The 23711-nt window shown below is 37.8% G+C and carries 20 protein-coding genes, 1 tRNA gene and 8 pseudogenes; 15 read left to right on the top strand and 14 right to left on the bottom strand.

The window, feature by feature from the left end; genetic code table 11:
• Positions 1 to 77: 77 nt before the first annotated feature.
• From hemE to AAZO_RS24575, 10 genes and pseudogenes are all read right to left on the bottom strand, one after another.
• Positions 78 to 1130 carry a uroporphyrinogen decarboxylase gene (gene hemE / locus AAZO_RS24610; RefSeq protein WP_013193225.1) on the bottom strand — a complete coding sequence of 351 codons (1053 nt, stop codon included), beginning with the start codon at positions 1128 to 1130 and terminating at the stop codon, positions 78 to 80.
• Between the two features lie 212 nt (positions 1131 to 1342).
• Positions 1343 to 1543, bottom strand: coding sequence for a hypothetical protein (locus tag AAZO_RS44695; RefSeq protein ID WP_476691471.1), 201 nt, complete (start codon positions 1541 to 1543; stop codon positions 1343 to 1345).
• Positions 1544 to 1561: 18 nt separating this feature from the next.
• The gene (locus AAZO_RS44690; RefSeq protein WP_476691470.1) at positions 1562 to 1804 is read right to left on the bottom strand and encodes a hypothetical protein; all 243 of its coding nucleotides are present in this window, start codon (positions 1802 to 1804) and stop codon (positions 1562 to 1564) included.
• 24 nt (positions 1805 to 1828) lie between these two features.
• Positions 1829 to 2236: an extracellular solute-binding protein gene (locus tag AAZO_RS44685; protein ID WP_476691469.1), complete on the bottom strand. Its 408-nt coding sequence runs from the start codon at positions 2234 to 2236 to the stop codon at positions 1829 to 1831.
• A 406-nt stretch (positions 2237 to 2642) separates the two neighbouring features.
• On the bottom strand, positions 2643 to 3842 hold the full coding sequence (locus AAZO_RS24600; protein WP_013193224.1) for a glycosyltransferase: 1200 nt from the start codon (positions 3840 to 3842) through the stop codon (positions 2643 to 2645).
• Positions 3843 to 3887: 45 nt separating this feature from the next.
• The gene (locus tag AAZO_RS24595; RefSeq protein ID WP_013193223.1) at positions 3888 to 4538 is read right to left on the bottom strand and encodes a glycosyltransferase family 2 protein; all 651 of its coding nucleotides are present in this window, start codon (positions 4536 to 4538) and stop codon (positions 3888 to 3890) included.
• A gap of 182 nt (positions 4539 to 4720) precedes the next feature.
• Complete coding sequence (locus tag AAZO_RS24590; RefSeq protein WP_013193222.1) at positions 4721 to 5425, bottom strand: FkbM family methyltransferase; 705 nt, start codon at positions 5423 to 5425, stop codon at positions 4721 to 4723.
• 228 nt (positions 5426 to 5653) lie between these two features.
• A complete protein-coding gene (locus AAZO_RS24585) occupies positions 5654 to 6568 on the bottom strand; it encodes a S66 peptidase family protein (protein WP_013193221.1) in 915 nt (304 codons plus the stop codon).
• Positions 6569 to 6920: 352 nt separating this feature from the next.
• The gene (locus AAZO_RS24580) at positions 6921 to 7997 is read right to left on the bottom strand and encodes a peptidoglycan-binding protein (RefSeq protein ID WP_013193220.1); all 1077 of its coding nucleotides are present in this window, start codon (positions 7995 to 7997) and stop codon (positions 6921 to 6923) included.
• A 24-nt stretch (positions 7998 to 8021) separates the two neighbouring features.
• Positions 8022 to 9092, bottom strand: a pseudogene (locus AAZO_RS24575) (DMT family transporter).
• A gap of 317 nt (positions 9093 to 9409) precedes the next feature.
• Between AAZO_RS24575 and AAZO_RS24570 the strand changes: the two are divergent.
• The 6 genes and pseudogenes from AAZO_RS24570 to AAZO_RS34570 all read left to right on the top strand — a co-directional run bounded on the left by AAZO_RS24570 (position 9410) and on the right by AAZO_RS34570 (position 13119).
• Positions 9410 to 10348: pseudogene (locus tag AAZO_RS24570) on the top strand (DNA-methyltransferase).
• A 304-nt stretch (positions 10349 to 10652) separates the two neighbouring features.
• Positions 10653 to 10884 (top strand): annotated as a pseudogene (locus tag AAZO_RS40350) (vWA domain-containing protein); the annotation flags it as partial.
• 133 nt (positions 10885 to 11017) lie between these two features.
• Positions 11018 to 11572 carry a hypothetical protein gene (locus AAZO_RS40340; RefSeq protein WP_049790955.1) on the top strand — a complete coding sequence of 185 codons (555 nt, stop codon included), beginning with the start codon at positions 11018 to 11020 and terminating at the stop codon, positions 11570 to 11572.
• A gap of 202 nt (positions 11573 to 11774) precedes the next feature.
• Positions 11775 to 12038 carry a hypothetical protein gene (locus tag AAZO_RS40335; protein ID WP_049790954.1) on the top strand — a complete coding sequence of 88 codons (264 nt, stop codon included), beginning with the start codon at positions 11775 to 11777 and terminating at the stop codon, positions 12036 to 12038.
• Between the two features lie 123 nt (positions 12039 to 12161).
• Positions 12162 to 12863 (top strand): WD40 repeat domain-containing protein, encoded by a 702-nt coding sequence (locus AAZO_RS27895; RefSeq protein WP_081462878.1) that lies wholly within the window; start codon positions 12162 to 12164, stop codon positions 12861 to 12863.
• Between the two features lie 94 nt (positions 12864 to 12957).
• Positions 12958 to 13119 carry an Imm30 family immunity protein gene (locus tag AAZO_RS34570; protein ID WP_144031418.1) on the top strand — a complete coding sequence of 54 codons (162 nt, stop codon included), beginning with the start codon at positions 12958 to 12960 and terminating at the stop codon, positions 13117 to 13119.
• A gap of 49 nt (positions 13120 to 13168) precedes the next feature.
• Here the strand turns inward: AAZO_RS34570 and AAZO_RS24560 are convergent, their stop codons facing one another.
• Together AAZO_RS24560 and AAZO_RS32375 are read right to left on the bottom strand one after the other, a co-directional pair.
• Positions 13169 to 13447 (bottom strand): hypothetical protein, encoded by a 279-nt coding sequence (locus tag AAZO_RS24560; RefSeq protein ID WP_049790952.1) that lies wholly within the window; start codon positions 13445 to 13447, stop codon positions 13169 to 13171.
• A 214-nt stretch (positions 13448 to 13661) separates the two neighbouring features.
• Positions 13662 to 14470: pseudogene (locus AAZO_RS32375) on the bottom strand (IS5 family transposase).
• A 191-nt stretch (positions 14471 to 14661) separates the two neighbouring features.
• On the opposite strand from AAZO_RS32375, the gene AAZO_RS24545 reads away from it, so the two are divergent.
• Positions 14662 to 15876 carry a murein hydrolase activator EnvC family protein gene (locus AAZO_RS24545; RefSeq protein ID WP_013193217.1) on the top strand — a complete coding sequence of 405 codons (1215 nt, stop codon included), beginning with the start codon at positions 14662 to 14664 and terminating at the stop codon, positions 15874 to 15876.
• A 184-nt stretch (positions 15877 to 16060) separates the two neighbouring features.
• Here the strand turns inward: AAZO_RS24545 and AAZO_RS24540 are convergent, their stop codons facing one another.
• On the bottom strand, positions 16061 to 16333 hold the full coding sequence (locus tag AAZO_RS24540; RefSeq protein WP_144031370.1) for a hypothetical protein: 273 nt from the start codon (positions 16331 to 16333) through the stop codon (positions 16061 to 16063).
• Positions 16334 to 16647: 314 nt separating this feature from the next.
• Between AAZO_RS24540 and AAZO_RS34565 the strand changes: the two genes are divergently transcribed.
• The 7 genes and pseudogenes from AAZO_RS34565 to AAZO_RS24515 form a co-directional block, all read left to right on the top strand.
• Positions 16648 to 16782, top strand: coding sequence for an ATP-binding protein (locus AAZO_RS34565; RefSeq protein WP_187289680.1), 135 nt, complete (start codon positions 16648 to 16650; stop codon positions 16780 to 16782).
• 13 nt (positions 16783 to 16795) lie between these two features.
• Positions 16796 to 16868: transfer RNA gene (locus AAZO_RS24535), tRNA-Arg, on the top strand.
• Between the two features lie 428 nt (positions 16869 to 17296).
• Positions 17297 to 17707, top strand: a pseudogene (locus AAZO_RS32370) (ribosomal maturation YjgA family protein).
• A gap of 914 nt (positions 17708 to 18621) precedes the next feature.
• Positions 18622 to 20190 (top strand): hypothetical protein, encoded by a 1569-nt coding sequence (locus AAZO_RS24530; protein WP_013193214.1) that lies wholly within the window; start codon positions 18622 to 18624, stop codon positions 20188 to 20190.
• A 112-nt stretch (positions 20191 to 20302) separates the two neighbouring features.
• On the top strand, positions 20303 to 20758 hold the full coding sequence (locus AAZO_RS24525; RefSeq protein WP_013193213.1) for a BON domain-containing protein: 456 nt from the start codon (positions 20303 to 20305) through the stop codon (positions 20756 to 20758).
• 571 nt (positions 20759 to 21329) lie between these two features.
• A complete protein-coding gene (locus tag AAZO_RS24520; protein WP_013193211.1) occupies positions 21330 to 21773 on the top strand; it encodes a CAAD domain-containing protein in 444 nt (147 codons plus the stop codon).
• A gap of 272 nt (positions 21774 to 22045) precedes the next feature.
• A pseudogene (locus AAZO_RS24515) lies at positions 22046 to 22261 on the top strand (hypothetical protein); the annotation flags it as partial.
• Positions 22262 to 22325: 64 nt separating this feature from the next.
• Here the strand turns inward: AAZO_RS24515 and AAZO_RS24505 are convergent.
• Positions 22326 to 23294 (bottom strand): annotated as a pseudogene (locus AAZO_RS24505) (IS701 family transposase).
• Positions 23295 to 23516: 222 nt separating this feature from the next.
• Between AAZO_RS24505 and AAZO_RS24500 the strand changes: the two are divergent.
• Positions 23517 to 23711 (top strand): annotated as a pseudogene (locus AAZO_RS24500) (hypothetical protein); the annotation flags it as partial.

Raw genomic sequence — 23711 nt, 5'->3', positions numbered from 1 at the left:
TTTATTATCAGCAACTACTCTCAACTTTAGAAAATTTCCCCATAAAAATCAGGTGGGCTTTCTGCCCACCTAACTGACTAAACCAACGCATTCAGGTTTTTTGCGGTTTCAAAGAAGAACGCGACGTTTTCTTCTGGTGTTTCTGGAAGTACACCATGTCCGAGATTGAGGATGTGTCCCCAATTGCCTGCTTTGCGAACGGTATCCAAAACGCGATCACGGATAAATTCCTTAGAACCAAATAAAACACCGGGATCAAGATTGCCCTGTACTTTCACGTACTTACCTAATCTAGCTCTGGCATCTGCCATATCTACTGCCCAGTCTACAGTAATTATATCTGCACCAGAAGCGGGCATTCTTTCCAAAAGCCCTGCACTACCTGTCACCAACAAAATTAATGGTGTATCAGGATGAGTTTCTTTGACTTTCTCGAACACCATTTTTTGATAAGGTAAAGCAAAGGTGTCATAATCTTGGGGACTTAATTGTCCTGCCCATGAATCGAACATTTGCACTACTTGAGCGCCGCAGTCAATTTGATAGCGCACATAATCAGCAATGGAGTTAGCTAATTTTGTTAATAGCTGATGCAGAATAGTCGGGTCTGAGAAGGCCATGTTTTTGATGATGGAATAGGTTTTAGAACCTTTACCTTCCACCGCATAAGCTGCTAATGTCCAAGGTGCGCCCACAAAGCCTAACACCGTTGATTGATTGCCCACTTCCTTACGCAAGGATTCCAAAATCATTTTAATAAACGGTAGGGCTTTTTCTGGATCTAGGGGATGCAGTTTTTCAATTTGTGCTTGAGTGCGTATGGGCGAATAAATAATCGGTCCCTTCCCTTCCGCAATATCCATGTCAATCCCTATTCCTGGTAAGGGGGTGACAATATCGGAAAACAAAATCACTCCGTCGGGTTGGAAAGCTCTCCAGGGTTGGAGGGAAACTTCAATCGCTACTTCTGGAATTTCTGAGCGATCGCGAAATGAAGGATATTTTTCTCGCAAATCCCGATATACTTTCATATATCGTCCCGCTTGTCGCATCATCCAGACAGGGGGACGATCTACTACTTCACCACGTGCAGCCCGAAGAAGGAGAGGAGCCGTTGAGGAAACACCCATTTAACACTTCATCCTAAGTCACTTTTATATGTCACTGTTTAGCTTATCATCCTCAGATTCCCCTTTATCAACACATCTCAAAAGCTCTTAGAATTGCTTTACTTAACTTAATAAAAAGTTAAAAAATGAGGACTCAGGAGTCAGAATGTTTGTTATTTTTCACTCCCAATCACTTCTAAACGTTTTTGTGCCTCTTCTAAAGCTGCTTTTGCCTAAGAATTACCTAATAATGTAGTTTCAATAGCTCTACCCAAACTATCAGCAATCCGATTATAGCCAGCTACAGAAGGTACAGAATGTGCTACAGGCAACTGTTCAAAAAATACTTTGAGTAATGGATTTTTGTTAATATATTGCTGATAAGTTTGACTACGAGCTGCAGAAAAAGTAACTGGTAAAAAACCAGTTTTCATAGTCCATTCTGTTTGGAATTATTCACTTAAGACATACTCTAAAAATGTGAGTGCGGCTTTTTCTCTTTCTGCTGAGGTTTTCATCACAAACAAACTAGCAGTACCTTTGACTGTTGCGGATATTACCCCAGCCGATACAGGAAATACTTGATGCCCCACTGGAGATTTCATAATTAATGTCCAAGGCCCAGTAATCTGCATTGCCACACGACCTTCAAGAAAGGCATCCTCTTCGTAACCTCGTTCTGGAGCAGAAAGCAAAACTGAGCCATCTTTAATTAGGTCCTACCAAAATTGTAAAGCAGTGATTGCACCCGGATTACTTAAACTTGGGTAATGATCAGTGATAATTTCTCCTTGGGCAGCAAACAAAAACGGCAACCAACTAAAAACTGTCCATCCTCCTTTACCAAAAGTTAGTAACATTCCATACTGTTCCGGTCGATGATCTCCATTTTTGTCAATAGTCGATTTTTTCACTACTGCTCTCAATTCTTCCCAAGTCTTTGGTGGTTCCGTAATTCCTGCTGCTTGGAAAAGCTTAGATCGCTCAAGAATCCCAATATTACTGGTTTGCAAGGGAACAGAGCAAATCTGATCATTTATCTCCATCCCTGCTAATAAATTTGGTCTAATATCTGACTTGACTCCCAAGTTTTTTAACCAATCCTCTAAAGGTTTAATTGCTCCCAATTCTACAAACTATCCAGTACATTATGGTTAAAAAAATAAAATGTCTGGTGACGCATTACCAACAAATGCTGTTAATATCTTTGGTAATTGAGGATCTGGTTTAAATATAGGTTCAAATTTAATATTCTGATGAGTTTGATTAAATTTATTTACCAGCGTTTGAAAAAAATCTCTATTTTCAGGAGGATTGAGTGAATACCAGAGTGATAAATGAATTACCCCTTTGTCTTTTGGTTTTATGTGCTGACAACTGAATAAAAATAGCAGACAAAAGACCAGAATAATTCCTAAACTAGAAATTCGTTTCATCCTGTAGAAAATTTGATTGCCACAATTGATTATTTTGGATGAGTAAAGATTAATATTCATCTATAATTAGGAAATTAGGAGAGAATAATAGTCAAGTTCATTTATACAGTTTTTCACCAAACACCTCCTGGAGCAAAATTTCTAAGCTATTGGCACAGGTAGACTCACTAAAAAGTCTTTCTATTTGCTCAGAACGGTCTATTATTTCTTTAGGTGTTTCTACATGAGTAATAATTGCTTGTGCTAAAGCATCAACATCATTTGTTGGTACTAAAGTTCCACATTGCAGCACTTCAGAAATCTCACGGGGACCAACAGGACAATCAGAGGAAATAAACGTTACCCCACTAGCTACAGCTTCTACAAGCACCATACCAAATCCTTCATAATGAGAACCAAGTATAACTGCTCTAGATAATGAGAAGTAAGCTCTAGGATTAGTAACAGTACCTGCAAATAAAACAAGATTACTAATTCCTAAAGAAGTCGCTAATTTTTGGATTTGTGTTTCTAAACCACCATCTCCTAGTAAAATTAACCGGATGTTGGAGTGATATTGACTAGCTTGAGCAAATGCTTTGAGTAATGTTTGATGATCTTTTTGATGATGAAATCTGGAAGCAGATACAAAGGTAATTAAATCAGGGCTTTTGAACCACGATTCCGCTGTAGCATTTAACGGCTTATGACTTGGATCAGGTATTGCTGGATTATAACATATTGCTATGCGACGAGGACTTAAGCCCAGATCTAAGAATCTTTCATATAGACTTTTACAAACAAATACTAATCCACTAGCTTGCTGAAGACTACGTACACTAATCCAATTATCAATAAGTATAAATAAATTCTGTAATAGTTTTATCACTGAGTATAACCTGCTTTTGCTTTCAGCAGGTAGTTCAGAAATAACATCAGTATGAATATAACTGATAGAGGGAACTGAAAAACTGCCAGGAATAAGTTGAGAGATATAAAAAAGTTTAGTGATAAATGCCGTATGGCAAACAACAATATCTGGTTTTAGGTCAGAAATTACTTTCCTTAATTGGATAGCTATCCATAGTTGGTGTATCGGTCCACCGATATAAAATAAACTACCTGCAACTTTCATGATTATTAGTTTTTCAGCAGCTTGAAAGGCTACTATCCATTGAGGATCTAAATTAGTCAATACTACGCTAGAGACTTTGTACCCAGCTTTAGATTGGGAAGAAATTAGGGAATCCGCAGTCCGTGGCGCTCCACCAATATTACTCAAAACTATATGACAAATATGCTGTTTTGATTTTATCATTAGCTCTATTATTTCAGCTTAATTAAACAAATTTAAACAAGGAAATTAGGAGATCTCTGAAAAAGTTTTAGTAATACTATTTTCTCCTCTCGTATAATTATACGTTTCTGGTTTAGTTATTTTGGCAGTGGTAAGTATTTTTTCGGCTCTTGCCCAAAATTCTGCATCTTCAGCGTAGGAAATATGTTTAAATCCCCCTAATTCAAAAAATACTTTTCTTTTGCCAAAAAATGTCGGACCTAAAACACAATCTCGCAGATTAATTAATTTACCTGGCTGATAACAATCAGCAATAAAAATTTCTTCTTCACAATAAAAACCGCCTTCTATCAAATCAACTTCTGGATTGGCTCTCATGTATTCAATGCGCGATTCTAAATGGTTGGGTTTATATGAATCGTCGCTGTCGAGTAAGGTAATATATTTACCAAATGATGCTTGAATTCCAGCATTTTTGGCATAACATTGTTTTTTATTCTGATGTTTTAAATAACGAATATTGTTGAATTTTTGTAGATAAGGATTGACAATTTCAAAGGTATGGTCTTGGCTACCATCATCAGCTATAATTAATTCCCAATTTGGGAAGGTTTGATTGAGAACACTGTTAATAGTTTTATCTAAATATGTTGCTCTATTGTAGGTACAGACAACTACTGATATTTCAGGAACTGGGTCAAATTGGATAGGAGTCATAGGAGATTAAGGTTTGGTTGGTAAATGCAAGTAAGTAAATGTCAGTGATAGATTAGGCTCACACATAAAATCATTTATAAACTAGCATGAGTATCATACCAAGGTTCTTTGATTTTCAGAATTTATAAGAGAATTTTGGCGATAGCAAAACGGTAAATTATTCCGTTGAGTCCGAGTATTTTTTAGTCCGTATAAGTGCCTTTATATACCGTACTAGCCTCACTTTCTGATAGCCAATCACCTGGTGTTTCTTCTCCAGAAAGTCCACTAGCACCATATTCAAATTGATATGGAATATATTTGCCTTCTCTTGTTGGTGAGGGACAAACTTCTTGAGTTACTTTTGCTTGATTAAGGGCTTTAAATTTTTGATAACCAAGTTTTTTTAAAAACTCCAGTTCCTCAAGTAAAGCATTCCAAAAGGCTTTGTTGGATTCTTTGGATTCTATGGATATAAACTGTGGTTTAGTATCAAGCTGCTGTAATTCGCTTATAGGACATAAATCTGATCCTTCAATATCTACTTTAAGATAATAAGGAATGCCAAATTCCTCCAAGATGCTTTTAAATCTGCGTCCTGTGAGAGTCATCTCCACCGAACGAGTACTAAAAGAGCGATCGCTGGAGATGACTCTATCTGGTGAAATTGTACCCCAAAAACTTCTATCTAAGTTAGCGTAAAAGGTGATAGGGTCCTCTTTCGAGGATACAGCAACATTTAAAAAAGTAAGTTGTCCGCTTTCTATATATGAATTTAGTCGTCTCTTTGTGGATTCACAAATATCAGGATGAGCTTCAATGCGAACAACTCTAAAGCCTTTTTTTAAATAAAATTCTGTATCCTGTCCGGTGTGAACACCAACATGAATGATTAAGTTTCTATCCATAAATTATTTTACCCTCGAATAAAATAAATACAAATACAATGATTAATCTATCCCGATTTCCAGGATTTTAACACTATTGATGATATCAGGATACAGGCTGATTTCATTTGGATGAACCGCAAATAATAGAGGCTTTCTTTAAAACTTTTCAGAGTAAGTTTTTGGAAACTTTTCACCCTTACTATACCACAGCTCGTTGTTATCGTAAGAGGGGTTGAAGGAAATCTTTCAATAGTATGGTGGAATTTTCAAGATCCCCTGATTTGCATCCAAAGTAGCCATTACCCCTACAGGTAAAGCCGCATTGGGGCTATCATGACCAAAGGGTAAATCTGAAACTATGGGAATATTTAAGTCTGATAATCTATCTTGCAAAACTTCCTTTATACTCAAAATAGGTATATGAGGTGGTGTATCACACTTGGTAAACCCTCCCAAAGCAATACCGCAGACTTTAGATAAAACCCCACTTAAACGCCATTGAGTTAACATCCTATCAATCCGATAGGGTGGTTCTGTCACATCTTCCAGCGCCAATATTACACCATCAAGGTTAGGTAAAATCGGTGTACCCAAAAGATGGGTAGCAACTGTTAAATTCCCAGGAAGCAAAATTCCTGTAGCCACTCCACCACCCCAACTATTCCCCTTTAAAGGTGCGATCTCACGACCTTCTAAAATATCAAATAACCGCTTTATTGACCATTCTGGCTCATTGACTAGGGTAGTCATGACGGGACCATGTACACCCGAAATACTAGCGTTGTACAGACTCCACAACAGGGCTGTTATATCAGAAAAGCCTATCAACCATTTTGGATCTGCTGTGTTTTGTTGCCAAGTCCAATCTTCTAAAATGCGGGTACTCCCAAAACCACCTCTAGCGCAGATAATACCCCGACATTCCGGGTCATTCCATGCTGCTGCTAACTGTTGACGACGGTGGGCATCTGTACCAGCAAGATAACCATATCTATTTTCTATGCGATCGCTGATTTGGACACGGTAGCCGTGGGCTTTCCAAATTTCCAAACTTTGTTCAAAAGCCCCAAATTCGCCCAATGCACCACTAGGAGCAATAACGGGTAATAAATCACCTGGTTTTAGAGGTGGTGGTAAGATAGCAGATTTGAAATTGGACATTAATTGGTAATTTGTAATTTGTATTGATGATTGGTCATAAGATTATCATGTTTGTATTGTTCAATATAAATAAATTTTTAAACAATTTTACGAGTTTAATTTCCCCAGAACTAACAAGAATCTTAATTAGGAATTACGAATTATTAATGAGGGTTTTCTGTACTCGAATTGGACATTAATTGGTAATTTGTAATTTGTATTGATGATTGGTCATAAGATTATCATGTTTGTATTGTTCAATATAAATAAATTTTTAAACAATTTTACGAGTTTAATTTCCCCAGAACTAACAAGAATCTTAATTAGGAATTACGAATTATTAATGAGGGTTTTCTGTACTCGAATCAGTTATTTATCCGGTAAAGCTACGCATACGGTTAATTTGATTTAAAGCATATTGGGCTGTTGCTTGAACTTCTGGATCTGGATCTTCTAAGGCATAGCGTAAAATTTGACTCATCTGTGCCATCATGTCATAAATCCGCAATAAATCACGGATGGCATTTTTCCGTACTTGGGGATTATCATTTTGCATAGATATTGCCAAAGCACGGTTCATAGGTTTGAGGGTACGAGTACCAATTTCTGCCAATGCTGACAAAATCAAACCTTGTTGTTGTGAATCTGCATTAATCAGCAAATCTACCAAAGGTTGAACTGCACGTGAGTCACCTTGTTGAGCAATATTCCAAATCGCCTTTCGTTGTTGTGTCAAATCACCACTTTGTAAATCTGCCATTAATCGGTCAAACAAATTGAGTGTAGATACCATAGAAGTATGTTCAATTGGTAATAATTCTGTTGTAGAAGTTGGTGATGGAACAGAAGGAGCAGATTTGAGAAAAAATCTTCGTTTTTTTCGAGTAGATGAATTCAAAAGGGGTTGTTCTGAATTTCCAGGTTCTACATCTGGCTTACTATCAGCTAACCTTTGTGCAATGTACAAAAATGCGCTCACACTTCCTAAAAATCCAAAACTTATTATTTTCCACCAATTATCATTTTTTGGCTGAGGTTGTATTTGAGTCTTTATTTTCTCCGTCACAGGAGGAGAAGTATTACATTTAATTCTCCTGGATAAAACTTCTTGGAGATGCTGTCTTGTAGACTCATAAGCAATACCATCTGCTTTCTTGAAACCTTGTTCTTGCTGAAATCGAGTTACGGCATTTTGGGTACTAGAACCATATTGTCCATCTATCAAATCATTGTAATAACCTAACGCTTTGAGTTGGACCTGAATTACTTCCACTTCTGCACCTCGAACACCTGGACTGAGAACCATTAGTTGAATAGGCGCTGATTTAGGTGTAGCAGTTATGGCTTGATTTGGATATAAAACCAGACACAGACAAGACGATAATATCAGGAGGGAATTGGTAATTGGTAATCGGTAATTTCTGATTGATAATTTTTTCTTATCCCTCATTTTCCCCATCTCCTGCTGATTAAGTTAAGGTAAAACTTCTGGTTCGGATTTTATTACAGATAAAGTAACATTTGTAAATTTATTTGTGCTAGATGCTTCTAAACCTGGTTGTTGTTGAGTATTTTTTTCACTGACAGTCACTTTTTTATTTTGACCTGCTAAGTTTTATCGTTGGTTAATTAGATAAATACTAATTAGAGTTAGGAAAACTCCCACCCATTGAATGGGACTGAGAACTTCTGAGAGAAAAAGATGACCAAATATCAATGCAAAAACAGGTGTGAGAAAGGTGAGAGAACTTAAGCTAGTTAGATTCCCACTGGAAGCAAAATAGAAGAATAAACCATAAGCGATCGCACTACCAAATATAGTTGCATAACTTAAAGCCAACCAATCAGAGATCACCAAACCTTGCCACTGTTGCGATTCCACCACAGCAGAAATTCCCCACAACGGCAAACTGCCTAAAATTATATGCCACCCAGTCGCTGTAACCGGGTCAGCATACCTACACACATAGCGAATCAGCACAGTTCCCACAGCCATTGATAAAGCTGCCAGTAACATCAACCATTCACCACTCGCAAACAATTGTTGCCAGTTATCAGTTGTAATCTTTACCCCTGAGTCCAGAAGAGCAAAAATCCATTCTTCCGGCAAGCCAATTAAACTAATACCTGTGACTCCCAATCCTAACCCTAACCATCCCCAAAGGCCAATATGTTCTTGAAACAGCCACAAGGAAAGTAAAGCTACGGCTAAAGGTTGGGAGTCAATCATCACAGAACCTAAACCCGCACTGGTTATAACCAAACCCTCTGCTAAAAATCCTTGAAATAGGGTACCATCAACAAAAGCAAATATAGTAATCCATAGCCATGCTAACCATCCTTTGGGTTGGGGTCTACCCATAAATGCCCCAGTGATGAGAATTAACACCCCCGCAGGTAGCAAACGTACTCCTGCCATGAATAGCGGTGTGGTATGGGGTATTACACCTTTCATAGCTACCATTGCCGTACCCCAGAGGAAAAAAGGGGCAATTAACAGCAAAGAAGCTACGGTAGATTTAGATCCTCTGAGTTGCAGTTGCATTAGTTAGCTGTAGTCTTTAGTAAATTAGGTGGAAACATTACTTTACCTAATTTTACAGAAACATTGCTTTTTGTGTTAATCTAGCATCTTAGAAACCAAGAATTAATACTTAAAGGTAGCTAAAATGACAAGGTAACAGTAAATAATGAATTACCAATTACCAGCCTAAACTGGATGAGTAGTACAGTAAGGCGTAAATAAACCAACCATTTCAAATCTCTGAAAAGCTCACGCCGTATTCATCTTGAATTTTGTTAGCGTAGCTCTTCTGAAATAAGCATTTTGAATTCAGGGCGGTACTAGCAGCTTGAGTGAATATAGAACTAAATTTTAACCCTTACTATACAACAAACTTGGGTTCTGCTTATTTGGGCAATAGCTTGGAATTAATGGCAGGTATTCCCGATGAAAGTATTGATTTAATTTGCACCTCTCCACCATTTGCATTGGTGCGTGAAAAAGAATATGGCAACGTTGATGCAGACCAATATCTTGAATGGTTTCAAGAATTGGCAGCACAATTTCACCGGATTCTTAAACCGAGAGGTTCATTAGTTATTGATATTGGTGGTAGTTGGATTAAGAGAATGCCAGTTCGTTCTCTTTATCATTTTGAACTAGTTATTGCTCTGTGCAGATCAAAAGAAAAAGGTGGATTAGGATTTTTTTTAGCACAAGAACTATATTGGTATAATCCAGCCAAACTTCCTACCCCTGCTGAATGGGTAACAATTCGCAGAGAACGAGTTAAAGATGCAGTCAATACAGTATGGTGTTTGTCTAAAGAACCCCATCCTAAAGCTAATAGTAGAAGAGTATTAAAGCCTTATAGTAAATCAATAAAAAATCTGCTCAACAATGCTTATAAGCCTAAAATTAGACCATCAGGACATGATATTTCCAATAATAAATTTGGTAATGACAGAGGAGGTGCTATTCCTCCTAATATTATTGATAGATGTGAGAATAAAGAGCAAGAACAAATTGCTAAACCAACCCTTCTACAAGAAGAAATATTTCTGGAAGATTTAATACAGCCTGTTAATGTAATTAATGCTTCTAATACTGATTCCAATGATTATTATCAAAAGCGTTGTAAATAAGAAGGTGTAAAACCACATCCAGCCAGATTTCCGGAAGCATTACCAGAATTTGTAATTAACTTGTGTACAGAACCAGGGGATATAGTTTTAGATCCTTTTGCGGGTTCTAATGTGACAGGTAGAATTGCAGAAACTTTACAAAGATGTTGGTGAGCTTTTGAGATTGATGAAGACTATATCAAAAGCTCAAAATTACGATTTGAGTTTTGTGATATTAATGAATAATAACATCCCTGAGATCTGACATCAATTTATAATTTATTGATAAGATAAAAAAATAAATCGGGGATCTGGCGTTATAGGAATTCGAGCAACTTACCTAAGTAGCTAAACCCCCTTTCATCAAGCTGTTATGGATTTTGATTACGTAATAATACTAATGTGTTAATCTGTACTAACAAATAAGATCGAAATTAGATATTGAACATCTAATTTTGATTAACCAGGAGCATTAAAAATGCCGCTAGGACTGCCTGAGTTCTTGGAAACCCGGAAAAAGTTGTCCTGTAATTCTTCTACTTGATACTTCTGGTTCGATCTCAGGTCAGCCTATCCAGGAGTTAAATAGAGGACTGGCAGCTTTTAAGGAAGATGTATTAAAAGATGCTCAAGTTTCTTTGGGTGTAGAAGTTGCTATAGTCACCTTTGGCCCTATGCGACTGATACAAGATTTTGTCACTATTGATAATGTTTCTGCGAGAAACAAATAATCTAGATGATGATAAATATATTATTGATTTTCTTAATTCTGAACGACTAAATTCTCCTATTGATGATGATAAAACTTTGCTTTTGTGTCTCTGGGAAAGAGAGTAAAATTATATGACAGTTCTCACCTGTGCAATTACGGGGAAATCAATTACTCTTGTAGGTGAACCAATAGATAGTGGTGAAGTGAAAGTTTGGCGAACTAATCTAAATGGTTATTTAGCTAAAATATATCATTCACCAACATCTGAGTGTGTGCAGAAGTTAGCAGTAAAGATATCGCATCCTCCCACAGATCCAAGTTCTCACCTTAATCATATTTCTTTTGCTTGGCCTACGTCAGTCCTCAAAGATATTAATGGTAATTGTGTGGGTTTGTTGATGCCAGAAGTGAGAAATTCAAGACAAGTTATTGATATTTATGATCCGCAACATTGTAATAAGTTTAAATTAGGGATTAACTGGCGATTTCTGCACGTAAGGGCTTTGAATATTGCTTCATTTATTGCTGCACTCCACGATTCTGGTTATGTATTAGGTGATATTAAACCGCAAAATATTTTAGTTAATAATCGGGATTTACCTTCAATTATTTATACAGATCATTTTCAGGTAAAAAATCCTCAAAATCGGAAACTTCGTCGTTTTTTGGTAGGTTCTGAGGGATAGATATATACCACCAGAATTAATTGGTAAGGATATTTCCAGTATTGAACAGGAGGTACATGATAGATTTCGGTTAGCAGTAATTATCTATTAATTATTATTTGGTGGTAATAGTCCTTTTCAGGGTAACTGAATAGGTGCTGGGGAAACTCCTGAAATTAATGAACTCATCCGTCAGGGTTTATGGTTATATAGTCTACATAGTTTGATTCAACCTGTAGATAGAACAATTCTTCTGGAGATTGTGCATTCGGAGGTGAAAAAATATTTTCTTAAATGCTTTAATGATTGGTATAAAAACCCGAATCTGCGTCCTACAGCTAAAGAATGGATGCAGGTTTTAAAAGTTGGCAGTAATGAGCTAAATGTCTGTGAAATGGTAGATAGTTATTATTATAGCCAAACTTATGGTATTGAGGGGGCAATAAAGGCCCTAAAAACCTTTCTGTATAATGGTTCTAGCCTTTAGCCCCTACTGATAAAATGTCCACCTATTGCTAATAGAACTGATGAGTTGTTCCATTAACAAGACCATTCTCTTCGTATCTTCAGGGTTTATGCTGACGTAGCAGCCTGATAACTGCACAGTTAATTGTCAATACGCACCGTTTTTGAGCAATTTTTTCAAGAGGTCTATCACGTAACATCTTTGTCCTGTGATCGTTTCACCTTGCTTGTCGCCCCCTCAACTTATGGTAACTGTTATTGGTGTGATCGCTCTATAAAACTTGGTGTTGATATATTTGGGCTTGATAAACTAACAGAAAAACCTGCTGTTAATGCAAAAACAGTAGAAGGAATTCTCACTATTGACGGACATTCCAACTGGACAAATTCTATAGTATACAGTCCAAATAGTAATACTCTTGCTAGTGTAAGTCGTGACCAAGTTATCAAACTATGGAATACATCTACAGGAGGGTTAATAAAAATTCTCACTCGAAATCCTGATTGGGTTAATGCCCTAGGATACAGTCCAGATAGGAAAATTCTGCTTAGTGGTAGTGGTGAGAAAACTATTAAATTGTGGAATGTTTCTATAGCTAGGGAAATACACACTTTGAGAGGATATTTTAACTCTGTGCGTTGTTTGGTTTACAGTCCAGATGGGAAAATCCTGGCTAGTGGGAGTGCTGATAAGGGTATTAAACTCTGGCCGATACTATCACGAACAGTTCTTTCATCACCATCTATTCCTGTATCAAAACCAGTTCGTTTCCATACATCTACTCCAAAATCAAAACTAGTTCGTTCCCGTCCATCTAGTCCAGTAAAAACAATTTTTCAAGACTAATTGAGCAAGAAATAAGCCAAATAATCAAATATCATCCACTGTTATTATTTTATTACTCTGAGTGGTAGCAATTACCAGAAGCAGAACTTAGCTAATCAAGAAATACCAGAAGCGCATAATTTCTAATTATAGTAGAAAATGTCAACGGTCAGAAGTGATATTTAGCTTAATTCATTTTCTCAAATCTTTTGATATCAAACAACAAATTACAGCATGTATTAAAATCGTACCCCACTTAATGATAACAAGGAATTGATTTCAACTTCGTCCTCTACTGTATTTAGTCAGTTGAAAATGGCTAGAAACTAATAATGGGAAGAGTTATTTTTATCTGCGATGGTTACTAAACCATGTATACCTATTCCTGCGATCACAAATCCCAGTAACGGCCAAGTAGCATCTGCAACAACATTCATCCGATGGGCTAAAGCTCGGTGATAGGCAAGTTGTAGACTTTTTTCATTAGCCTTTCCGTCCCTTGCTAACTGTACAACATAACTTTCAGCTTTGATGAGTCCTGAATAATACACCTCTTGCAGAATTAACTTTATGTTATAAAAGGGGGTTTTCTTTGTTTTAGCCAAAAGTTAGAGTTACAGGGTTATGATTTGAATTAGCGATCACAAAGAACACCAAAAATATATAAAATCTAAAACTTCCTATCATACCACAGAAACAATTTTGCAAGAGGTCTAATCTGTAGCAAAATAATACAACGAGATTAGAAATACTAATAAACTAGGCATTACTAAAGTTAAAACCAGAATTCTTGGGCGTGTCTTCATAATAAGAGATGATTTATAAAGTAAATGTTGAGGAGAGAAGAGGAAGTAGCATAATTCTAGTCATAAGAGCATATATAGCCCCTTACCTCATTTGTGTTAAGCGCTCATAATCCTTGCTTAGACGATGATATTGGTTAAACCACCCAAATGTTCTTTCTACTACCCAGGGTTGTGGTAAAACTTTAAATTCTTGCTCAGTAGGTCCTATGACTTCAACATGAGCTTGAATCAGGAACCAAACTGCAAGTGCAAATTTATCACCGTCATAACCGGAATCAACCCATAAAACTTGGACTTTTTCCAATAATTCTGTGGGTTCCTCTAGCAGTTCCATTAGTGCATAGGCAGCAAGTATTCGTTCTGGGGCATTGGCTTTACTAACAACAAGTTTCAACACAAGTCCAAGGCTATCAACTAAAGTCTGCCCCTTTCTCCCTTTTACCTTTTTACATCCGTCAAAACCATACACATCCCCTTTTTTTGGTCAGTGTTGACCGACTGACTGTCTGCAGCGAGCGCGGTAGGTTGTGTTGATTTACCTAATTTCGAGCGAACTTGACCACCCAATATATGGTTGAATTTTTCCCAAACCCCCTGGCCCTGCCATTTACTGTAATAGCTATATACCGTTGACCTTGGCGGGAAGTCACCTGGAAGCATATTTCATTGACATCCAGTTTTCAAATGATAATAGATGGCATTACATATTTCACCCATATCTGTTATGGGTGGATGCCCTCCTTCTTTGGCTGGTGGAATCAATGGGGCCAGGATTTCCCAGTCCATATCAGTTAAGTCTGTGGGGTAAGACTTTCGTGCCATGATTAGCTATGTAAATACACTATATCTGATGTATCCTATCCTTCCAACATTCCTTTTCTACTCCCCTTTACTTTACATTTACTTTATCAATATCCTCTAAAATCATCATTAATTTTAATAGGTGTTAAATTTTGCCAAACTTTGGGCATAATACTGTTTCTGCTTGCACTTGGTTGGTTGAATATAACTACATGAACACGGCATTTTGGGGAAAAATCAGATTTGGGTGGTGGTTTCCGATATTGTGCTGCATTTTGGGTAGTGTTTTGGTATTGCTACCAGCATACGCAGTGTCTTCACCAACCATAAACAATCTCAAACAACAGCAACAGCAAATTCAGCAACAGCATCAGAATGTGGTTCAAGAACAGAATCGCTTAACGAATCTGCAAAAAGAAGCACAAAAAAATCTTGGTGGTTTAAATCAAAATCTCCAAACTACTAATAGCCAAATTAAAGATAGTGAAGCCAGGTTAAAATCCGCTACAAAACGACTCGAGCAACTCGAAGCTGATTTGGTTCTAGCAGAACGTAGTTATCAAGAAAGACAAGCTGCAACCGTGGCGAGATTGCGGTATCTTCAGCGTTCATCGGCTTCTCAAGGATTAGCTGTTTTGTTGCAAAGTCATAATTTGAGTGATTTTAATAGTCATCGTCATCAGTTGAAGTTAGTTTATCAGGCAGACCAACAAATTTTAGCTAAATTAGCAACCCAAGGAAATTTCTTAATTCGGCAAAAAACGGAAGTAGAAACGCAAAAAAATTTGATGGCTTTAATTAGAGAACAATTATTAGTTCAAAAAGCTGATTATCAAAATCAAGCGCAGTCACAAGCAGAATTAATTTCTCGTTTAAATAGCGATCGCTTGGCCTTGGAAGCAGCACAAAACCAACTAGAGAAAGATTCCCAAAATTTCACTGTTTTGATTCAACAAAAAATCGCTGAACAACAAGCGAAAGAAGCCAAGGAAGCAGCACAGACTAAAGCTAATAGCAAAATTTGGGTTCTTGGTACAGGTATTTTTGCCTTTCCTAGTGATGCACCTACCAGTAGTCCTTTTGGTTGGCGGATACACCCTATTCTTGGTTATCGCCGCTTTCACGCCGGTTTGGATTTTGCCGCTAGTTATGGTAGTACGATTAGAGCCGCAGATTCAGGTACAGTGATTTTTGCTGGCTGGTATGGTGGTTATGGCAAAGCTGTGATTATTAGTCATGGTAAAGGAATTACCACCCTATATGGGCATACCAGTGAGTTGTATGTGACAGAAGGGCAATCAGTTCAAAAAGGACTAGCGATCGCAGCTGTAGGTTTCACAGGTTTATCCACAGGTCCCCACCTCCATTTTGAAGTTAGGCGCAATGGTACACCTGTTGACCCAGCTAATTATTTAGGTTTGCTGTAGAAGTTCAACCAGGTATCGAGCCGAGATGATTGCAGGACGCTCTGGGTGATCGCCTCTCCCTAGAAAATTATCAGTTATACCCAAGGCATCCTTTAACTGTTATTCTGTTATGTACCAGTTATGACAGAAATTGCTCCTACTACTACCACTGTTTTATGTTCGTCCTACTGTTGAAAAAGTTTAATTACCGATTATTCGGTTTGAGCTGATTACGCTCTGCGTCATGATGATCAGGTTCGGCATAACGCTTTTTCTGTTGTAGGCGGGGTCGGCGATGTTTTACCTGTGGTTTTTTGCGTTGCAATTCCTTCTGGGGTTTTTTAGCCTGTTGTACAATCGGTGGATTGGGATCAGATGGAGCTTCGGCGATCGCTTGATTGGGTGCAACGAAATTGGATGTACCAATCACAAAAGGAATCACTGCTACGGCTAACATTCTACGAATATCCATCATCATTAACCTCGAAAATTACTGTTGTTGACATTTATGATTAATCCATCTGAAAATAACAGCTTGCCTACTTTCTGAATTACATTTTTGTAATTTGAGCTAAAGATTGATACACAGGAAATGCCAACAGAGATCCAAATTTCCATTGCCAATGTATCAATTGACATTCCCGCGAGCGAGCGCACTCACCTTTTCGACTGGTTCCATTGGAGCGATCCGGCATATAATACCGGTTCACTTTAAAGTTTATATAAATAGGCAGCAGGGAGCAGGGGGCACGGGGAAACAATTAAGCACCAATGATTTGTATCGGGCTTTTCGTGAAATGGTATAACCGCCAAGTTGAAGGCATTGGACTCGGACTGAGTTTAGCTCGTGAAATTGCTCGCGCCCATCGTGGCGACCTCACCCTCAATTCCATATCAATTCCAGAAAATTTAAAAAGTCTGCTATAGTAGTAGAGTGTTTGGGCGCGTGGCTCAGTGGATAGAGCAACAGATTCCGGTTCTGTGGGTCGGGGGTTCAAATCCCTCCGCGCTCGTTGGTTTTTGTCGATTGCCAAATTAAATGACTGCATTGACAAATTATTTGGGTTGTTTTACCTCTTCAATGACAATCCCTGCTTTATTTGCCTGACTTTGAATATTTACAATCAATCTGCCGTAACTCCATTGATAGACGCTAACTCGATAGTAAGGAAGCGGCTCAATTGACAGGTTCTACCCTTCGCTAGATAAAGTATTGGCAAGAGAAGTAGTGATCGCATCCCTGGATGAAGGTAAACCTGTAATTCCTGTGTGGTTAGATATTATTTATCAACACTTAGCATTACACACCAGGAATTGAACCGCAAACTAGCGATCGCTAGTTTGCGGTTCTGGAATAAGTCCAGATGATCATGTAGTTTTTTTGGTAATTAAATTTAAGTATTCTACCAAAATCATGGACATCGACTGGAAACTCTAAATAATGCCACTACTTACAAACACCCGCAGGCGTTCCATTCTTTCTCTAGCTATTATTCTTCCCATTGGACTTTTATACAGCCACTATCGCTATTCTATTTTGTGGTTGAACCAAGAAGTAGGAGGGATTTTTTTTTATGAAATATTTTGGTGCTTGTTCGCGTTTTTATTTATTCCCACTCGTTCTTCAATTACGGAAATCCCTTTATGGGTATTGATAATTACTTGCTTGTTGGAATTTATGCAATTGTGGCATCCACCATTTCTAAATTGCGTAAGTTCATTCTGGTAGGGAAAAATGTTAATCGCTACTGCCTTTAGTTGGGTTGATTTCCCCTATTATTTTATTGGCAGCAGCTTAGGGTGGCTATGGTTGCGGCTAATAGTTAGGCGAAAAAGGCTAAAAAGAGAATAGCATCAAAAACCGTCAACCCCTTCGGGGAATTAAAAATCCAAAACTCAAAATAAAGGATAATCAGTCGTGGGTTCAAGTCCCCACTGATTATAGACTACTGAATTTCATTCCGTGGAAGCCTGTACTCATAATTCAGTAGCTGAGCAAAATTGATTATACATTTTGCTACAAAATAGAAATCCCTAGTACCGCCGTGAAGTCAAAATTCAAAATGAATACGGCGTGAGCTTTTCAGAGATTTGGAATGGTTGGTTTATTTACGCCGTACTATACTAGGATCTTGTTCTGTTCCCTATTTTTTTATCGAAATGTGCAACTTATTCAGCAATCCCTACTTAATCAATTTGTACCAAATATTGCATCAACACAAGCAGGAGCTTTTCTTAATGATTTGAGTCCATTTTTGTATTTTTGTAACGTTGAGTTAAAGTAAAAACTTCATGGGGATTTTTGGAAGTTCCTAATAGTTCGTTTCTAGGATTAGACCAACTCAGATCTGCCAATAGACTGAGACTAAATGTGAAAATGGATGCTAATAATAGTTTTTCCAGCATAAGTGTTACTCTCCATAACCACCAAACAATAATTAAATTATTGAATTGATATAGTTTAAAACTGATTTACTTAACTCTAAGTTATTTCCTACTTCCATCAAGTAACAGTGATATTAAAGTAAAATTAAGGTGATTAATATCACAAGAGTATTTTTACTCTATTTTCAGATCCCTCTGCTTTTTCCTATTCCCTACATCCATGAGCCAATAAATTAAATTCCATAGTATATCTAATGATAGAAAGATAAATTACTCCAGGGGATTGATGAACCCCTCGTCAAAAAACGTAGTAATAATAGAGTTATTGCCTTAAGTACTTTCGGGAATAATTCTTTAGTATTTTTTTGGAGGAATATGAGTATGATTATAGGTAGACATAGACGCGCTCTAGGTGTATTTCCTCATCGTCGTGATGCTGAACAAGCAATGCATGAATTGAAAAATTCTAGCTTTCCAATGGAAAGAGTCTCTGTGCTCGCCAGACATCAAGATGATGGAGATGAAATAGCTGGTACGCAAGTGCGGGAGAAGGTTGGTGATAAGGCGGATGAAGGGGCAAAAGCTGGAGCGATTTCTGGTGGGGTTTTAGGTGGGTTAACTGGTTTATTAGTTGGGCTGGGGACTTTAGCGTTACCAGGAATTGGACCCATTATGCTGGCTGGAGCCACAGCTACGGCCTTGGCGACAACTCTGGCTGGGGCTGGGATAGGTGCGATAACAGGTGGTTTAATTGGTGCTTTGATTGGTTTAGGAGTTCCTGAAGAAAGAGCCAGGGTTTATCACGAAAGAGTAGAACGAGGAGAGTATTTAGTCATCATAGATGGTACGGATGCAGAAATTGCTAGAGCTAGAGAAATTCTTCATACCTGGAGAATTGAAGAGTTTGAAATTTATGATCATCCAGATGATAGACACGCAACCATGGATGTTGTGCATCGGGATGTGACTGTTAATAAATATGCCATTGGTTATTTCACAATGCTGCACGATGCAGAAGCAGCAATTAATGATTTACGCAATGCAGGTTTTCCGTTAAACCACACTTCTTTAATTCACAGGGAAAGTCCACAAAGGACTGCATTTCGCGGAATTCATGTGAAAGATCGCTTTGAGCCTACTCTTTTAAATCTGCCACCTAACCGGACTCAGTTCTACAACGATTGCATCCATCAAGGTAATTATATCATCATCGTTAGCGGTACTGATGCAGAAATCCACCAGGCTGGGGTAATTGTCAGCCGATATCACATTAAACAGTGGGAAGTTTATGAACAAAATGGCCATGGGAATATACCTTTGCAAACCACCAAAAGAGCTATCGGTATCTTTTCCCATCATCGAGATGCAGAAGCAGCATTGAGAGAATTAAGAAATGTTGGTTTTCCCATGAACCAAGTATCCCTGATTGGGAAAGACACAAATGGTGGTGTAAACAGGAATGTAGACAGAGGTAATAAAGCAGACGAAGGGCTAAAAGCTGGTGCTGCTACTGGTGGGGCTTTAGGCGGTTTGGGCGGTTTATTAGTAGGTCTTGGTCCCTTAGCAATTCCAGGAGTAGGCCCCGTAATCGCAGGTGGTGCAGCAGCTACAGCTTTAGCCACAACCATCACAGGTGGTGCTGTGGGTGCAGCAGTAGGAGGTATTGCTGGAGGATTGCTTGCCTTAGGAATTCCTCAATCACAAGCGCGAGTTTATAGCGATCGCTTCCAAAAGGGCCATTACCTAGTCATTGTCGATGGCACAGAAGCAGAAATTCACCAAGCAGAAACAATTCTCAAACGTAAAGGAATAGAAGAATTTGGTATTTATGATGCCCGTACTGTCAGCGAACCTCAACCCAGTTCAGTGAGAAATACCGAAACCATTCCCAGTCATTACGCTGGAGAAGCCCCTGTAGTCATTATTGACCACCGCGAAACAACAGTTTAATTCTTCAGCAATTATTCTCAATATTAGGAGCATTAATATCAAAATTTTGCTCCTAATTTATACCTCATATTAGTCACAAAATTCACAACTATATCAAAAACTCCACAAACCAATGAAAAAGCTAACTTCTTTCTTAATTGGTTCAATTTTACTTTTTAGTGCTGCTTGTAATAATACAGCCAAGACAAGTGTAAATGCGCCCGAACCGGGAGCAGTTCCAGCAACTCCCGCCGCGCAAACAACACAAGCTGCAAAAGAAGACGCTCAAAGTGAAGTCCGCAGAAGACAACTCAATGCAGATATCCGCGCCCGTGAAGAACGAAATTTGGCAACTGGTGATCGTACAAATAGAGCTACAGGGGATTTAGCAAGTGAAGTCCGATCTAAATTAGAGGCTAATATTCCCGGAGGACAATTAACAGTTAATTCCGCTCAAGATGGCACTGTTACCGTATCAGGAACTGTGAATAATCAAGAACAGTTAGCTAAAATTGAACCTTTAGCAAAAGAAATTAAGGGTGTAAAAAATGTAATTATCAAAGCAACTATTTTACCACCAAAAAGCTAAAGTCGCTAACAATTAATAAGCATAATTTGGTGGATATAAACCAATTCTCATCAAGATACAAACTGAAATATTTTTGACGTTTTCTTTTGTGAACAGGAATTACGCAACTGGCATATTAGTAGCGTGCGTCAGACCTATAAATTGGTTAATATCAAACAATTTTCGACATCTGATGCACCATACAAGAGACTTGATTGTGACACTTGCATAAGTCCTATAGTGAATTCAAAATAGTGCTTACAGCAGGCTTCCGTAAGCGTACTCCGACACGGTTTTTCAATAGTGATGTCTTTTTAGCTGGGGATGTACGTGAAGGATTCCCGCAAGGTAAGCCAAATCAGGCGTAAACGTCTCAGGAAATTTATGGTAGTATTGTTTTACTCGCTAAATACGGTGAAAAACCCGATCAGTGGAAACAAAAAAACACACAATCAAGGCAACATTGAGATTAAACTCAGTGAAGCTATTAGAGGTGCATTAACTAGACCTTGAAGAGTCCGTTTTAGGGCCACTTAAGAATCCCGGACCTAAATAAAAGTGCGGAGAAAAGTCAACAAAACTGTTCTGCCAAATGGCAAACGTTATGGAAATTCAACAACAGCCACCAGACACAGTAAATTCAGGTTCACCTGAAGGTGCATTAGCCCTTCAGGGTATAGCAACGGGAAATTTACCCAAACTACCGTCAGCTAAATCCTCTGACACCCAATGGCAGCGAATTAGCAAACAAATTATTGATTTGTTAGACCAACTACCAAACTATATAAGTAGTTTTTTCGACAAAAACAAGCAAGCTATTTTAACTCTTGTTTTGATTTTGTCTGGGTTTGTGACGGTCAAGGTCGTGATTGCCGTTCTAAATGCTATTAATGGTGTGCCACTGTTAGCACCCATTTTTGAGATAATTGGCATAGTTTATGCTATCTGGTTTACTTTCCGTTATCTCATCAAATCGGAAACTCGGCAAGAATTATCCTACAAAGTTAGTTCTTTCAAAAAAGAACTTATAGGGTAAGACTTTTCAGAGCTGTTAAGATAAATTTATTCACTAATTTAATGCGGGGTTGGTATTGTCTACCCTGCATTTTTTATCAGTTATCGACATCATCTCGGTTGATAGCAGGATATCAAGGTGGTTTTAGTTCTGCTCTACACGCCATCTCAAGATAGATAATCTAAAGTAATATTCTTCCTCAATTCAGTTCTTAAGACAGTATTTTTATATTGAAAATTAAACTAGTCTAGTTGTCGAAGTTATTCTCAAAAAAATTAAAGAGGAATAAATTTATGGCTAATAAACCAGTGAAAAAAACAATAGACTCTGCTCATCGAATTGATGCAGGTGCTTATGATAGAGGAATTATCCCAGCAGAAACAGCAGCACATATAGCTAGAGAAGGAGAACATTATAAACATCTTCCCACGGAGGAAAATCTCTTTAATGCACCTACAGATGATCAAACAGATATTGAAAGCATACGCACTACTGACGGTTACACTGTAGCAGGACTTACGCAACTGGCACCAATAGGGGGCGGGATGTAGCCCTGGCACGGAACAATTGAACTCAAACCAAGCACATAGGAAGACTTGGGCGTTTTAGTTGCTGAATTAAATAATTAGAAAGGAATCTATGCTTGTTTTGATAAACAGTTTGACCAGTTTGATAGGCTAAATTCTTTAATCTAATCTAAACTAACATTGCACAAGCAATATGATTTATTTGAAGCCTAGCTTTACGACATTGACAAGATTCAATGCCACTTATTTGTTTAATCTCTCGGTGAAACTCCTCCATTTTCCAACGAATTTTACACACCTCTTGTACAACATTCGTAGAACTTTGAGATAAGTCGTTAGTAGTGACATAATCCGTTCTGTTGGTAGAAACAGCAACCCGGAATAGTTTCACTTTTTTCTGAGCGGGAAACCCTTTAATTTTTATAATTTTACCACATTCTAACTCTTCAGTACTCCATTGTCATAATTCAATAGGTTTATCTTTTTCTTTGGCAAATGTATCATCAACTAACCGATCCTTTTTTAAAGGGCAATAATAAATTTTGTCTAAATTATCAATATACAGCATGAAACTCTTTACTGCATACCATGTGTCCATCAAAACCGTATCAAAGGGGAAAAGCTGATGATACACCAGGTTTTGCAGCATATCTTTCACATGGTCTATCTTGGTTTTACCATCCACATCAGCATTAAAAATGCGGTAATCTATTACCCCAAATCTTTGAACTTTAGGATTCACATATACACAACTGACTACACCAATTCCTTGGAGTATGCCATGTTCATTACCACTATATTGTCTCCTCACCATCTCTATTTCTTCAGAATATCTTTTGTCTAAAACACTATCATCAAAAAATATGATGTACCCATTACCATCAGGTTCTACTACCTCTTTCACCTTATCCCATAGTAAACGAGATGTTAACTTTTCGGTTTTTAAATAATAGTTAATTGCATCATGGCTAATACTTTCTAAATGCTCTGCTAAATTAGTTATTGTATAATTAATTTGACTACTTCATAAGTATTGGCAGTAATCAAGTTTAGTAAATCTCATTACCGTTAGCAACATTTATCTAATACAATCTCCTACCTATTTTCTCATGAATATTTGAATAATGTTTCCTGTTGCAGCTACTTCTTATGGGTTGATAAAGCTTTCCATATCCGATTTATTTAATACCGATGTACTATATTCACCCATCGCCTGTGCCAGTTGCCTAAGTCCTGTGTAGATAAGGAAGGTTTCTTGAATAATTATCCAGTTGAACCCGAAATGTATTATGAGGTTCCCGGTGATGCACGGGAAGATATGGCTGAAGACACTATAGAACGTTTGGAAGAACTTACAGAAGTCAATAAAGATAAAACAGGAGAGTTGACAGAAAAAGCAGATAGACGCGGTAAAGGAACGGGAATAATTTAG

This window comes from 'Nostoc azollae' 0708 (assembly GCF_000196515.1).
In the GTDB taxonomy this organism is placed as follows: domain Bacteria; phylum Cyanobacteriota; class Cyanobacteriia; order Cyanobacteriales; family Nostocaceae; genus Trichormus_B; species Trichormus_B azollae.
This window is presented reverse-complemented; position numbering and strand designations above follow the sequence as displayed.

What these genes read in the sequence shown, in the direction of transcription:
- hemE (WP_013193225.1), bottom strand. Translation starts at nt 1,130, where the DNA reads ATGGGTGTTTCCTCAACGGCTCCTCTCCTTCTTCGGGCTGCACGTGGT.
- AAZO_RS44695 (WP_476691471.1), bottom strand. Translation starts at nt 1,543, where the DNA reads ATGAAAACTGGTTTTTTACCAGTTACTTTTTCTGCAGCTCGTAGTCAA.
- AAZO_RS24600 (WP_013193224.1), bottom strand. Translation starts at nt 3,842, where the DNA reads ATGATAAAATCAAAACAGCATATTTGTCATATAGTTTTGAGTAATATT.
- AAZO_RS24595 (WP_013193223.1), bottom strand. Translation starts at nt 4,538, where the DNA reads ATGACTCCTATCCAATTTGACCCAGTTCCTGAAATATCAGTAGTTGTC.
- AAZO_RS24590 (WP_013193222.1), bottom strand. Translation starts at nt 5,425, where the DNA reads ATGGATAGAAACTTAATCATTCATGTTGGTGTTCACACCGGACAGGAT.
- AAZO_RS24585 (WP_013193221.1), bottom strand. Translation starts at nt 6,568, where the DNA reads ATGTCCAATTTCAAATCTGCTATCTTACCACCACCTCTAAAACCAGGT.
- AAZO_RS24580 (WP_013193220.1), bottom strand. Translation starts at nt 7,997, where the DNA reads ATGAGGGATAAGAAAAAATTATCAATCAGAAATTACCGATTACCAATT.
- AAZO_RS40340 (WP_049790955.1), top strand. Translation starts at nt 11,018, where the DNA reads ATGACAGTTCTCACCTGTGCAATTACGGGGAAATCAATTACTCTTGTA.
- AAZO_RS24545 (WP_013193217.1), top strand. Translation starts at nt 14,662, where the DNA reads ATGAACACGGCATTTTGGGGAAAAATCAGATTTGGGTGGTGGTTTCCG.
- AAZO_RS24540 (WP_144031370.1), bottom strand. Translation starts at nt 16,333, where the DNA reads ATGATGATGGATATTCGTAGAATGTTAGCCGTAGCAGTGATTCCTTTT.
- AAZO_RS24530 (WP_013193214.1), top strand. Translation starts at nt 18,622, where the DNA reads ATGATTATAGGTAGACATAGACGCGCTCTAGGTGTATTTCCTCATCGT.
- AAZO_RS24525 (WP_013193213.1), top strand. Translation starts at nt 20,303, where the DNA reads ATGAAAAAGCTAACTTCTTTCTTAATTGGTTCAATTTTACTTTTTAGT.
- AAZO_RS24520 (WP_013193211.1), top strand. Translation starts at nt 21,330, where the DNA reads ATGGCAAACGTTATGGAAATTCAACAACAGCCACCAGACACAGTAAAT.